Source organism: Kitasatospora sp. NE20-6 (assembly GCF_045862635.1).
Genome location: NZ_BPRL01000012.1, coordinates 134,130 through 147,008 on the forward strand (window position 1 = coordinate 134,130; position 12,879 = coordinate 147,008).

At 68.8% G+C, this 12,879-nt stretch carries 10 protein-coding genes; 6 read left to right on the forward strand and 4 right to left on the reverse strand.

Going from position 1 to position 12,879, the window contains the following annotated elements; all coding sequences use genetic code 11:
* Positions 1-98 precede the first annotated feature (98 nt).
* The 6 genes from SNE206_RS13545 (at position 99) to SNE206_RS13570 (ending at position 8,650) form a co-directional block, all read left to right on the forward strand.
* Positions 99-1,823 carry an ABC transporter family substrate-binding protein gene (locus SNE206_RS13545; RefSeq protein WP_407913558.1) on the forward strand — a complete coding sequence of 575 codons (1,725 nt, stop codon included), beginning with the start codon at positions 99-101 and terminating at the stop codon, positions 1,821-1,823.
* Positions 1,824-2,310: 487 nt separating this feature from the next.
* Positions 2,311-3,336 (forward strand): ABC transporter permease, encoded by a 1,026-nt coding sequence (locus SNE206_RS13550; protein ID WP_407913559.1) that lies wholly within the window; start codon positions 2,311-2,313, stop codon positions 3,334-3,336.
* A 121-nt stretch (positions 3,337-3,457) separates the two neighbouring features.
* A complete protein-coding gene (locus SNE206_RS13555; protein WP_407913560.1) occupies positions 3,458-5,227 on the forward strand; it encodes an ABC transporter substrate-binding protein in 1,770 nt (589 codons plus the stop codon).
* Between the two features lie 178 nt (positions 5,228-5,405).
* Complete coding sequence (locus SNE206_RS13560) at positions 5,406-6,383, forward strand: ABC transporter permease (RefSeq protein ID WP_407913561.1); 978 nt, start codon at positions 5,406-5,408, stop codon at positions 6,381-6,383.
* Between the two features lie 55 nt (positions 6,384-6,438).
* A complete protein-coding gene (locus tag SNE206_RS13565) occupies positions 6,439-7,509 on the forward strand; it encodes an ABC transporter ATP-binding protein (protein WP_407913562.1) in 1,071 nt (356 codons plus the stop codon).
* A 31-nt stretch (positions 7,510-7,540) separates the two neighbouring features.
* A complete protein-coding gene (locus tag SNE206_RS13570) occupies positions 7,541-8,650 on the forward strand; it encodes an ABC transporter ATP-binding protein (RefSeq protein WP_407913563.1) in 1,110 nt (369 codons plus the stop codon).
* Positions 8,651-8,731: 81 nt separating this feature from the next.
* On the opposite strand, the gene SNE206_RS13575 is transcribed toward SNE206_RS13570, so the two are convergent.
* From SNE206_RS13575 to SNE206_RS13590, 4 genes are read right to left on the reverse strand one after another with little or no spacing between them, the layout of a single operon-like run.
* The gene (locus SNE206_RS13575) at positions 8,732-9,823 is read right to left on the reverse strand and encodes an ABC transporter ATP-binding protein (protein WP_407913564.1); all 1,092 of its coding nucleotides are present in this window, start codon (positions 9,821-9,823) and stop codon (positions 8,732-8,734) included.
* Positions 9,813-10,865, reverse strand: a complete 1,053-nt coding sequence (locus SNE206_RS13580; RefSeq protein ID WP_407913565.1) for an ABC transporter ATP-binding protein — start codon at positions 10,863-10,865, stop codon at positions 9,813-9,815. The genes SNE206_RS13575 and SNE206_RS13580 overlap by 11 nt, the downstream gene beginning before the upstream one ends.
* 16 nt (positions 10,866-10,881) lie before the next feature.
* Positions 10,882-11,880: an ABC transporter permease gene (locus SNE206_RS13585; RefSeq protein ID WP_407913566.1), complete on the reverse strand. Its 999-nt coding sequence runs from the start codon at positions 11,878-11,880 to the stop codon at positions 10,882-10,884.
* The gene (locus SNE206_RS13590; RefSeq protein ID WP_407913567.1) at positions 11,873-12,799 is read right to left on the reverse strand and encodes an ABC transporter permease; all 927 of its coding nucleotides are present in this window, start codon (positions 12,797-12,799) and stop codon (positions 11,873-11,875) included. The genes SNE206_RS13585 and SNE206_RS13590 overlap by 8 nt, the downstream gene beginning before the upstream one ends.
* Positions 12,800-12,879: the final 80 nt, after the last annotated feature.

Here is a 12,879-nt window from a genome sequence, read left to right on the forward strand (position 1 = left end):
TCGACAAGCCGGGCGCCCGCTCAGCAGGATTCCCCAAGCCGAGCCGTCCCGCCCTGCCGTCGGCCACCCCCGCCGCACCGCACCGCTGGGAGACCTGCGTGACCAGACCCCGGTTCCCGATCGCCGTGACCGCCGCCGCAGCCGCCCTCGTCCTGGCGCTCTGCTCGTGTTCGAGCACGGGCGCCGACGGCGGGACGACACTGGGCGCCCCGGCGAGGGCCGCCGACGCGGACCTGGCCGGGATGACCCGGACCGACGTCAACGGGCACGCGCGGACGGACCTCCGCCGGGGCGGCGGCCTGCAGTGGGCGATCGACCAGCTGCCCGCCCAGTGGAACCCCCTGCACGTCGACGGCACCGGCCCGGCCACCCTGGCCGTCACCAAGGCGCTGCTGCCGACGTTCTGGCGGTCGGACGCGGGCGGCACCCAGACGCCGAACCAGGCCTACCTGCTGGACGCCGCCGCCGGCGCCACGGCCGACGGCCGACAGACCGTCACCTGGACGCTCAACCCGAAGGCCCACTGGTCGGACGGCACCCCGATCACCTGGAAGGACCTCCAGGCGACCTGGAAGGCGCTGCGGGGCACCGATCCCGGCTACCGGACGGCCTCGACGGCCGGCTTCGACCGGGTCGAGTCGGTGACCCGCGGACACGACGACCACCAGGCCGTCATGGTGTTCCGCACCCGCTTCGCCGAGTGGCAGGCGATGTTCAACAACGCCGCCGGCGCCCCTCTGCTGCCCGCGGCCTACGTCGGCACCGCGGAGGGCTTCAACACGGCCTTCCTGGGCCGCCTGCCCGTCTCCGCGGGCCCGTTCCGCCAGGCCGGCACCGACCGCGAGGCGCACACCGTCACGGTGGAGGCCGACCCTGACTGGTGGGGCGAGAAGCCCCTGCTCGACCGGATCGTCTTCCGCGCGATGGAGCCGGCCGACATGGCCGACGCGTTCACCCGGGGCACCGTCGACTACTTCGACGTCTCGCAGGACGCCGCGGGCTACCGCACGGCCGAGGCCGCGCCGGACGGCGCGGTCCGCAAGGCCGGCGGTCCCGGCATGCGCGTGCTGGCGCTGAACGGGCGCAGTCCGCAGCTGACCGACCCGGCCGTGCGGCGGGCGGTGCTGCAGGCGATCGACCGCGAGACCATGGCCCGCACCGGGCTCCAGGGGCTCGACTGGCCGTACACGCCGATGAACAACCACTTCCTGGTGCCCGGCCAGAACGGCTACCAGGACAACTCCGCCGGGCTCAGCCAGTACGACCCGCAGGCGGCCTCCGACGCGCTGGAGGCCGCCGGCTGGCACAGCGAGGGCGGGCGGACCCGCACCCGCGACGGCACGGAGCTGAGCCTGCGGCTGGTGACCCCGGCCGGCAGCATGCTGGCGGCCAACGAGGCCGTGCAGGTGGTCCAGGACCTCCGCGCGGTGGGGGTGCGGGTCACCGTGGAGTCCACCGCGGCGGCCGGTTTCCTGGACGCCCACGTGAACCGCCACGACTTCGATCTGACCGTCTTCGGCATGCCCGGGACACCCTTCCCGGCGACGTCGTCGCGCGGTACGTTCCAGCAGGGCGCGGGGGGCAACGTCAGCCAGGTCGGCAGCGACGCACTCGACCGGGCGATGGACGCCGCCGCCTCGGCGACGACCACCGAGGAGGGGTACAAGGCGATCAACCGCGCCGACGAGGAGGCCTGGCGGGTGGCCGGCCTGGTGCCGCTCTACCAGCGCCCGGTGATCTACGGCGTCCGGCGGACGCTCGCCAACCTCGGCGCCCCCGGGCTCTCGGACACCGTGTACGAGAACATCGGCTTCGAGAAGTAGGGCGGAATAGGCGGCGAAAACTCGCCAGTGGCGTGAATTTGCCATCAAGGAGCCCCCTAATAGGCACCGGCCCCGGCCCCAGCCTGCCCCTGAATTCCCCCGGACACACCGGGAAACGGTAGTGTCCGATTATCGGACATCCAATTGCACCGGACAAAGGTGCACGGAAAGCGCGAAATCGGACATCATGTCTACGCGCATCGACCAACCGCAGAGTCGAACGCCGCGTCCTGATAGCGGAGTTGCGTCGCGCGAGTTACGGACTTGTGAACACGCTTTAGATGTTTATGTCCGGTTTCGACCGTCTCACGGCGCACATGTCAAGCGGTTTCGGGCTACGAAGTGGTTGACATTCCAGCACGAAGCAAAAAATAGGTGTCCGGCAACTGAGGAACTCTTGACGTTCGATAAACGAGTTGCGAGAGTCCGTGCATCCAACTTTTTTCTCCTTGCTGCTACACAGACCACGGTCGGGAGCTTTAGCACCATGACGACGCCAACCGGGACCACGGTGGAGGACGACTCCGTCCTCGTCGGGTCCACGTCGGACCTCGCCGGCAACAAGCCGGCCGGGCTCCTCGGGCGCACGCCGGGCCAGATCGCCTGGAGCCGCTTCAAGCGCAACCGCACCGGAGTGGTGTGCGCCGGGATCGTGATCTTCTACGTCCTGGTCGCTCTCTGCGCCCCCCTCATCTCGGCGCTGTACGGCAAGGACCCGTACGCCTTCTACGGGCTGCGCGACGTGACGCTGCTCGACGAGTTCAACATGCCGCTCGGCGTCAACGGCGGCATGAGCGGCGAGTACTGGTTCGGCGTCTCGCCGCAGACCGGTCAGGACGTGTTCACCAACATCATCTACGGCGTCCGCACCTCGCTGGGCATCGCGGTGGTCATCGTGATCGTCTCGACCCTGGTCGGCGCGGTCATCGGCATCGCCCAGGGCTACCTCGGCGGGAAGTTCGACTACTTCGTCGGCCGCTTCACCGACCTGCTGCTCGCGATGCCCTCGCAGCTCTTCTTCATCGCGTTCACGCCGATCGTGCTGAACCTCTTCGTGCCGCTCAACAAGGAGACGCCCACCCACATCCGCATCGTCGCGATGTGGACGGTGCTGTCGTTCCTCGGCTGGATGGGCCTCGCCCGCCTGCTGCGCGCCATGACGCTGAGCCTGCGCGAGCGCGAGTACGTCGAGGCCGCGAAGATCGCCGGTGCCTCCTCCCGGCGCATCATCTTCAAGGAACTGCTGCCCAACCTCTCCACCACCATCCTGGTGCAGACCACGCTGATGCTCCCCGCGATGGTCACCGCCGAGGCAGGCCTCTCCTTCCTCGGCGTGGGCATGGTCAGTCCCACGCCGGACCTGGGCCGGATGTTCGCCGATGCCGCGCAGTACTACGACACCGACCTCGCCTACCTGATCTTCCCGGGCCTCACGCTGACGATCTTCGTCCTCGCGTTCAACCTGCTCGGGGACGCGGTCCGGGACGCTCTCGACCCGAAGACCATCCAGTAACACCGCACCCTCGCACCACAGCACAGCACAGCACAGCAACAGCACCCCGTCCGGCAGTACCGAACCGGCCCCGGCTCTCGCGCTGACCAGACATCACATGCCCAGTGACAGGTAGGAATCCATGAGACTTCGCAAGGCAGCGTACGTGCCCGCGATGCTGGCCATCGGCGCCCTGGCCCTGACCGGCTGCTCCAGCAACGCCGGCAGCAACAAGTCCGGCGACAAGGCCGGCAGTGCCAAGTCCGAGGTGCAGAACTTCGGCCTGGGCACCCTGGCCGACTCCACCGGCCCGGCCCCCGCCGTCGCGGGTTCCAAGACCGGTGGCACCGCGTACGGCATCGAGTCTGCAGGTCTCGACCACCTCGACCCCGGCCAGATCTACGTCAACGAGTACCAGGCCATCGCGGCGCTCTACAACCGCACCCTGACCAACTACAAGGTCGACCCGGTCACCGGCAAGACCATCCTGGTCGGCGACCTCGCCACCGACACCGGCAAGACGTCGGACAACGGCAAGACCTGGACGTTCACCCTCAAGGACAACCTGAAGTTCGAGGACGGCACCGCCATCACCTCGAAGGACGTCAAGTACGGCATCGAGCGCCTGTACGCGGCCTACCAGGACCAGGGCCCGGCCTTCATCCAGGAGTGGCTGTCCGGCGCCGACTACCGCAAGGTCTACGAGGGCCCGTACGGCGGCAAGGAGCTCGGCGAGGACGTCATCGGCACCCCCGACGACAAGACCATCGTCTTCCACTTCAAGGAGGCGCACCTCGACGCCCCCTACGCGGCCGCGATGCCCAACATCGCGCCGATCCAGAAGTCGAAGGACACCAAGGAGAAGTACGACGTCCACCCGGACTCGATCGGTCCCTACAAGATCGCGAGCCACGAGCCGGACAAGTCCATCAAGTTCGTCAAGAACCCGATGTGGGACCCGAAGTCGGACCCGATCCGCCACCAGTTCGTGGACGGCTGGGAGTTCGAGCTCGGCATCACGAACCCGGCGCTCACCACCCGCCTGATGGCCGGCAACGGCAACGACAAGAACGCCATCACGCTCGTCCAGGCCGCCGACGCGCCGAACATCGCGAAGATCTCCGGCGACGCGTCCTACAAGGACCGCCTGGTCAGCAAGTTCATGCCGTTCGTCGACGTCTTCGACATCAACAACACCCGCGTGAAGGACCCGAAGGTCCGCAAGGCCCTCGCGCTCGCCTTCCCGCGCGCCCAGGTCTACAAGCTCCTCGGCGGCGCCGCCACCGGCGACATGGCCAACAACCTCATCAGCCCGACCGTTTCGGGCTGGAAGGACACCGACCCGCTGGGCCTGAAGGCCAAGCCCGAGGGTGACCCGGTGGCCGCCAAGGCCCTCCTGAAGGAGGCCGGCGCGGAGAACTACCCGATCGTCCTGGCGTACTCCAACACCCCGCGCTGGCAGCCGATCTCGGCCGCCGTCCAGGAGGCCCTGAACTCGGCCGGCTTCAAGGTCGAGCGCAAGGAGCTGGACCCGACGACCTACTACTCGGTCATCGGCAAGAAGGACAACCCGTACGACCTGTACCGCACCGGCTGGGGCGCCGACTGGCCGGTCGCCTCGACCGTCATCCCGCCGACCATGGACGGCCGCAAGATCGCCGACGGTTCGCCGAACTACTCGCACTACAACAGCGAGGCGAACAACGCGGAGATCGACCGCATCCAGGCGATGACGGACCAGAAGGCCGCCGCCGACGAGTGGATGAAGCTCGCCGACAAGATGCTCGCCGACGCGCCGAAGATCCCGACCACCTACTCGAAGTTCTACCAGGTGTACGGCGCGGGTCTGGGTGCCGTGGGCTTCAACGAGGTCATCGGCGCCATCGACGTGAACAGCATCTACGTCAAGTAAGCACCGAACGGCGGCGGGAGACACTCCTGCCACCACACCCGGTGGGGGCCGCTCGACCGAGCGGCCCCCACCGGGCCCACTGCCGACCACCCACAGGCCCTCATCCGGGCCCCGACCGTGCCAGGCACTCTCCACGACGCGGCCGCCGCCGGCGCCCTCACTCGGAAGAGCCCAACCCATGCTCAGATTTCTCATCCGCCGGGCGCTCGGCGCGATTGTCATCCTCTTCCTGCTGGTCCTGTTGACGTACCTGGCGGTCATGACGCTGCCGGTCGACCAGGCCATGCTCAGCTGCCCGAAGACCTGCACCCCCCAGCAGCTGGAGAACCTCAGACACAACATGGGTCTGGACAAGTCCATGCCCGAGCAGGTGTGGACGTACATGCGCGGCCTGGTGCTCGGCACGCAGTACAGCGACGGCTTCTGCCACGCTCCCTGCCTGGGCTACTCCTACGGGCGCAACGACTACGTGTGGAACATCATCGTCTCCAACTACCCGGCCACCTTCGTGCTGGCCTCGGGTGGGGCGATCTGCTTCCTCGTCATCGGCGTGACCCTGGGCATGCTCTCCGCCTGGAAGCAGGGCAGCACCTTCGACAAGATCGCCAGCTCGGTCTCCCTGCTCGGCCAGTCGACGCAGATCTACTTCATCGCGCCGCTGTCGATCGCGCTGTTCGTCACCACGCTGCACTGGATGGACAAGCCCGGCTACACCCCGTTCACCGAGGACCCGGCCGCGATGTTCGCCGGGATGCTGCTGCCCTGGCTCGTGATGTCGGTCATCTTCTGGTCGAACTACAGCCGCCAGGTGCGGTCGCTGATGATCGAGCAGCTCTCCGAGGACCACATCCGCGCGGCCCGCGCGAAGGGCATGTCGAGCCGGTACGTCTGGTGGCGCTACGCCCTGCGCGGTGCGATGGCCCCGGTCATCACCATCTTCGGCATCGACCTCGGCGCGGTCTTCTCCGGCGCGATCATCACCGAGTTCTCCTTCGGCATCCACGGTCTCGGCATGCTGGCGGTGCGCTCGGTCGTCACCCAGGACACCATGCTGGAGCTGGGCGTCCTGATGATCAGTGCCGCGTCGATCCTGATCTTCAACATCATCATCGACGCCGCGTACGGCCTCCTCGACCCCCGGGTGAGGATCGGATGACCGGCCCCGCATCCGTCCCCGCCCCGCACCGCCCGCTCCCCGAGGAGATCCGACCGTGAGCACCCTCACCAAGGCCGAAGACACCCAGGCGCCGAAGGCCGGCACCCCGTTCCTCAGCGTCCAGGACCTGCGCGTCCGGTTCCGCACCGAGGACGGCATCGTCAAGGCGGTCAACGACCTGAGCTTCGAGCTCGAAGCCGGCCGGACCCTCGGCATCGTCGGCGAGTCCGGCTCCGGCAAGTCGGTGTCCAACCTGGCCGTCATGGGCCTGCACAACCCTCGCAACGCCACGGTCGAGGGTTCCGTGAAGCTGGAGGGCCAGGAGCTCCTCGGCCTGCCGCAGCGGGAGCTGGAGAAGCTCCGCGGCAACAAGATGGCGATGATCTTCCAGGACTCGCTGGCCGCGCTCTCGCCGTACTACACGGTCGGCCGGCAGATCGCCGAACCCTTCATGAAGCACACCGGTGCGAACAAGAAGGAGGGCCGGGCGCGCGCCATCGAGATGCTCGACAAGGTCGGCATCCCGCAGCCCGACAAGCGCGTCGACTCGTACCCGCACCAGTTCTCCGGCGGCATGCGCCAGCGCGCCATGATCGCCATGTCGCTGGTCTGCAACCCCAAGCTGATCATCGCGGACGAGCCCACCACCGCGCTCGACGTGACGGTGCAGGCGCAGATCATCGACCTCCTGAAGGACCTCCAGCAGGAGTTCGGCACCTCGATCGTCTTCATCACCCACGACCTCGGCGTGATCCGCGAGATCGCCGACGACGTGCTGGTGATGTACGCGGGCCGGGCCGTCGAGCGCGGCACCATGCGCGAGGTCCTCAAGACCCCGCAGCACCCCTACGGCTGGGGCCTGCTGAGCTCCATCCCGCGGATCAACGCCCCGGTCGACGTGCCGCTGCAGCCGATCCCGGGCACCCCGCCGAGCCTGCTCAACCCGCCGTCGGGCTGCGCGTTCAACCCGCGCTGCGAGTACCGCGAGCTCGTCACCGGCGACCGCTGCCGCACCGACCGGCCCCCGCTGGAGCTCGCCAACGGCCACCTCAGCGCCTGCCACCTCACGGGCGCGCAGAAGCAGTCCATCCTCACCGAGCAGATCCTGCCCCGGCTGAGCAGCTGATCAGACCTCGGTAAAGGACTAAGGAAATCCCATGAGCGCAGAGAAGACTCTGAGCGAGCCGGCCGCCACGGCGACCGCCCCAGGCACCCCGCTGCTGGAGGTCTCCGGCCTCACCAAGCACTTCCCGGTGATGGGCGGCTTCCCGTTCCGCCGCCAGGTCGGTGCCGTCCAGGCCGTCGACGACGTCAGCTTCAGCGTCGCCGCGGGCGAGAGCCTCGGCCTGGTCGGCGAGTCCGGCTGCGGCAAGTCGACGACCGGCCGTCTGATCACCCGGCTGTACGAGCCCACCGCCGGATCGGTCAAGTACCTCGGCCAGGAGATCGCGCACGCCTCGCGCAAGGAGCTCGCGCCGATCCGGTCCGAGATCCAGATGATCTTCCAGGACCCGTACTCCTCGCTGAACCCGCGCCACACGGTCGGCACGATCATCACCGGCCCGATGGAGATCAACAACATCAACCCGGCCGGCGGCCGCGAGGCCCGGGTCAAGGAGCTGCTGGAGATCGTCGGGCTCAACCCCGAGCACTACAACCGCTTCCCGCACGAGTTCTCCGGCGGCCAGCGCCAGCGCATCGGCGTCGCCCGTGCGCTCGCGCTCAACCCGAAGCTGATCGTGGCGGACGAGCCGGTCTCCGCGCTCGACGTGTCGATCCAGGCGCAGGTCGTCAACCTGCTGCAGAAGCTGCAGCGCGAGCTCGGCATCGCGTTCGTCTTCATCGCGCACGACCTCTCGATCGTGCGGCACTTCTCGCAGCGCGTCGCGGTCATGTACCTCGGCAAGATCGTCGAGATCGCCGACCGCGAGTCGCTGTACGCGCGGCCCCGCCACCCCTACACGCACGCGCTGCTCTCCGCCGCGCCGGACGCCGACCCGGACAACGTCTCCGCCGAGCGCATCCGGCTGGTCGGCGACGTGCCGTCGCCGCTCAACCCGCCGTCCGGCTGCCGCTTCCGCACCCGCTGCTGGAAGGCGCAGGACAAGTGCGCGACGGAGGAGCCGCCGCTGGTGCAGATCACCGGCAGCACCGACGGCCACCTGACGGCCTGCCACTTCCCGGAGGAAAAGGACGTCGTGGCGGCCGCACCCGCCGCCCCCGCCTCGGCGGAACTGCCCGAGCAGCGGGCCACCAAGACGCTCTGACGCGTCCCCCCGGCACGACGGCGGCGGGCCCCTTCCTCCGGGAAGGGGCCCGCCGCCGTCCGCCGTCCACGGCCGCCGCGCTCACGGCCTGATGTCGCGCTCCGCAGCGAAGTGACACGCCGAGTCGTGCGCCGCCCGCCCCTTGAGCCACTCCCGCACGGTCAGCTCCGGCACCTCCTCGGCGCACTTCTCCTGGGCCTTCCAGCAGCGGGTGCGGAAGCGGCAGCCGGAGGGCGGGTTCGCCGGGGAGGGGACGTCGCCGGTGAGCACGATCCGGTCCCGGTCCTCGCGGGCGGCCGGGTCGGGCACGGGCACGGCGGAGAGCAGCGCCTGGGTGTACGGGTGGGTGGCGTGCTCGTAGATCTCCTCGTCCGAGCCGATCTCGACGATCTTGCCGAGGTACATCACGCCGACGCGGTCGGAGATGTGGCGGACGATCGAGAGGTCGTGCGCGATGAACATGTACGACAGGTTGAACTCGCCCTGCAGCTGTTCCAGCAGGTTGATCACCTGTGCCTGGACGGAGACGTCGAGGGCGGAGACCGGCTCGTCGCAGATGATGATCTCGGGCTTGAGCGCGAGGCCGCGGGCGATGCCGATGCGCTGGCGCTGGCCGCCGGAGAACTGGTGCGGGTACCGGTTGATGTACTCCGGGTTCAGCCCGACGACGTCCAGCAGGTCCTGGACGGCCTTGCGCCGGTCGCCCTTGGGGGCGACCTCGGGGTGGATCTCGTACGGCTCGCCGATGATGTCGCCGACCGTCATCCGCGGGTTGAGCGAGGTGTACGGGTCCTGGAACACCATCTGGATGTTGCGGCGCACGGCCTTCAGGGCGGCACCGGACAGCTTGGAGATCTCCTCGCCCTTGTAGCGGACGGACCCCGCGGTGGCCGGCTCCAGGTTCATCAGCACCTTGGCGAGCGTCGACTTGCCGCAGCCGGACTCGCCGACGATGCCGAGCGTCTCGCCCTGCATCAGGTCGAAGGAGACGCCGTCGACCGCCTTGACCGCGCCGACCTGCTTCTTGAAGAGGATGCCCTTGGTGAGCGGGAAGTGCTTGAAGAGGTCGCGCACCTCCAGGATCGGTTCGCCGCGGCTCACCGGCTTCTCGAACGCGATCTCCTCCGGTGCCGTGGCCGAGGAGCCGATCGCGGTGGATCCGTCACTCGTCATGGAGCGTCTCCTTCCAGAAGAAGCAGGCGCTGCCCCGCCCGGGGGCGGGCACGCCGTCGTCGCGGGTCACGTCGAAGAGCTGCGGCACCTCCTGGCGGCAGATGTCCTGCGCGCGCGGGCAGCGCGGGTTGAAGGCACAGCCGGGCGGGATGCGCATCAGGTTGGGCGGCAGGCCCTTGATCGCGTAGAGCTCCTGGCCCTTCTGGTCGAGCCGGGGGATGGAGTCCAGCAGCCCGCGGGTGTACGGGTGCGCGGGGTTGGCGTACAGCTCGTGGACGGGGGCGGTCTCGACGATCCGGCCCGCGTACATGACGGCGATCTTGTCGGCGACGTCCGCGACCACGCCCAGGTCGTGGGTGATGAGGATCAGGCCCATGTGGTACTCGGCCTGGAGCTCCGCGAGCAGGTCCATCACCTGCGCCTGGACGGTGACGTCCAGGGCTGTGGTCGGCTCGTCCGCGATGATCAGGTCGGGTTCGAGGGCGAGCGCCATCGCGATCATGATGCGCTGGCGCATGCCGCCGGAGAACTGGTGCGGGAAGTCGTTCACCCGTTCCTGGGCGGCGGGGATGCGCACCCGGTCCATCAGCTCGACCGCCTTGGCCTTCGCCTCCTGCCGGGAGGCGCCCTCGTGCGCACGGAACATCTCGCCGAGCTGGTAGCCGACGCTCAGCACCGGGTTGAGCGAGGACAGCGCGTCCTGGAAGATCATCGCGATCTTCTGCCCGCGGATCCGCCGGCGCTCCTCCTTGGACATCGTCAGCATGTTCTCGCCGCGGTAGAGGATCTCGCCCTGCGGGATCCTGGCGGGCGGCATGTCGAGGATGCCCATGATCGCCTGCGCGGTGACGGACTTGCCGGAGCCGGACTCGCCGAGCACGGCCAGCGTCTCGCCCGCGCTGACGCTGTAGTTGACCCCGTTGACGGCCCTGGCGACGCCGTCACGGGTCTTGAACTCGACGTGCAGGTCGCGGACGTCGAGCAGCGGCCCCTCGTAGGGCTGTTGCCGGACGCCTTCGACCGACTCGATGGAGGTGTTCACTGTCGCGTCCCCTCGCTCAGCGCAGCTTCGGGTCGAGGGCGTCGCGCACCGCGTCGCCCATCATGATGAAGGCCAGCACGGTGACGGACAGCGCCGCGGCCGGGAAGAACAGGGCGTACGGGGCGGTGCGGATCACCTTCTGGGCCGACGAGATGTCGACGCCCCAGGAGATCGTCGGGTCCTGCAGGCCGATGCCGAGGAAGCTGAGCGTCGCCTCGGCGGCGATGTAGCCGCCGAGCGCGATCGTGGCGACCACGATCACCGGCGCGATGGCGTTCGGCAGGATGTGCCGGAACATCAGGCGTCCGGTGCCGGCGCCCAGGGCCCGGCCGGCGACCACGTAGTCGGCCTGTTTGACCGTCAGGACGGCGCCGCGCATGACGCGGGCGATCTGGGTCCAGCCGAGGACGGCGAGCGCGACCACCACCGACCAGACGTTGCGGGTGGTGAAGGCGTTCAGCAGCACCAGGGCGCCGAGCAGCAGCGGGATGCCGAAGAACACGTCGGTGATCCGGGAGACCACGGTGTCGACCACGCCGCCGAAGTAGCCGGCGACCATGCCGGTGAGGCCGCCGAGGACCGTGACGGCCAGGGTGACGCAGATGCCGACGGTGATCGAGGCGCGGGCCCCGTAGATGACCCGGGCGTAGATGGAGCGGCCCTGGCCGTCGTAGCCGAACCAGCCGGCGCCGAAGAAGTCCGTCCAGTCCGGCGGCTTCAGGAAGTCGTTGACGAGGTCGGCCGCGCGCGGGTTGGTGTCGGTGAAGAGCTGCGGGACGATCGCCATCAGCAGCAGCAGGACGAGCAGCAGCGACGAGATGATGAAGATCGGCCGGCGCCGCAGGTCGCGCCAGGCGTCGCCCCAGAGGCTGCGCGCCTCCTCCCGCTTGACCGGGTCGGGCTCGACCATCGTCTCGTGCTCGACGGACAGCCCCTGGCTGCCGGCGTATTCGAGATGGTCGCTGAACGACGGTTTCGGCGGCAGCTGCTCGTGGGGGTCGGGCACGTCAGGCATAGCGGATCCTCGGGTCCAGGACGGCGTAGAGCAGGTCGACGACCAGGCTGGCGACCAGGTAGACGATGACCAGCACCGTGACGATGCCCACCACCGTCGGGCCCTCCTTCTGGCTGACGGCGCGGTAGAGGATGTTGCCGACGCCCTTGACGTTGAAGATGCCCTCGGTGACGATCGCGCCGCCCATCAGGGCGCCGAGGTCGGTGCCGAGGAACGTCACCACCGGGATCAGCGAGTTGCGCAGCAGGTGGCGGGTGATCACCGTGCGCTTCGGCAGCCCCTTGGCGACGGCGGTGCGCATGTAGTCGGCGCGGAGGTTCTCGCCGATCGAGGTGCGGGTGAGCCGGGCGACGTACGCGAGGGACAGGGAGGCCAGCACGATGCCCGGCAGGATCAGCTGGGTGATGTCCTCGGAGTCCTGGACCGTGGGTGTGACCCACCCCAGATTCGTCGCGAAGACGGTCTGGGCGATGTAACCGAGCACGAACACCGGGATGGAGATCACCAGCAGGGTGAGGACCAGCACCATGGTGTCCACCAGGTGCCCGCGCTTCAGGCCGGAGATGAGCCCGAGCGGGAGGCCGACGAAGATCTCGAAGAAGAACGCGACCAGCGCCAGCCGGATGGTCACCGGGAAGGCGTCGGCCATGATCTCGGAGACCGGCCGGCCGGTGAAGCTGGTGCCGAAGTCCAGGTGGAGCACGTTGTTCATGTAGTGCAGGTACTGCTTCCAGAGCGGCTGGTCGAGGTAGAACTGGTGCCGCAGGTTGGCGACCTGCGCCGGGTCCGCGGCCTTGTCGCCGTACATCGCGGCGATCGGGTCGCCGGGCAGGGTGTAGACCATGAGGAAGATCAGGAGCGTGGTGCCGATGAACACCGGGATCATCTGCAGCACCCGCCGTAGGACGTAGCTGCCCATGGGTGCCTCCTTCCGCTGAGGCGGCTAGTGCCGGGGCCCCGCCCTCCGTGCGGGGAGGACGGGGCCGGCCGGCGGGGTGG

What these genes read in the sequence shown, in the direction of transcription:
- SNE206_RS13585 (WP_407913566.1), bottom strand. Translation starts at nt 11,880, where the DNA reads ATGCCTGACGTGCCCGACCCCCACGAGCAGCTGCCGCCGAAACCGTCG.
- SNE206_RS13590 (WP_407913567.1), bottom strand. Translation starts at nt 12,799, where the DNA reads ATGGGCAGCTACGTCCTACGGCGGGTGCTGCAGATGATCCCGGTGTTC.
- SNE206_RS13570 (WP_407913563.1), top strand. Translation starts at nt 7,541, where the DNA reads ATGAGCGCAGAGAAGACTCTGAGCGAGCCGGCCGCCACGGCGACCGCC.
- SNE206_RS13550 (WP_407913559.1), top strand. Translation starts at nt 2,311, where the DNA reads ATGACGACGCCAACCGGGACCACGGTGGAGGACGACTCCGTCCTCGTC.
- SNE206_RS13575 (WP_407913564.1), bottom strand. Translation starts at nt 9,823, where the DNA reads ATGACGAGTGACGGATCCACCGCGATCGGCTCCTCGGCCACGGCACCG.
- SNE206_RS13555 (WP_407913560.1), top strand. Translation starts at nt 3,458, where the DNA reads ATGAGACTTCGCAAGGCAGCGTACGTGCCCGCGATGCTGGCCATCGGC.
- SNE206_RS13560 (WP_407913561.1), top strand. Translation starts at nt 5,406, where the DNA reads ATGCTCAGATTTCTCATCCGCCGGGCGCTCGGCGCGATTGTCATCCTC.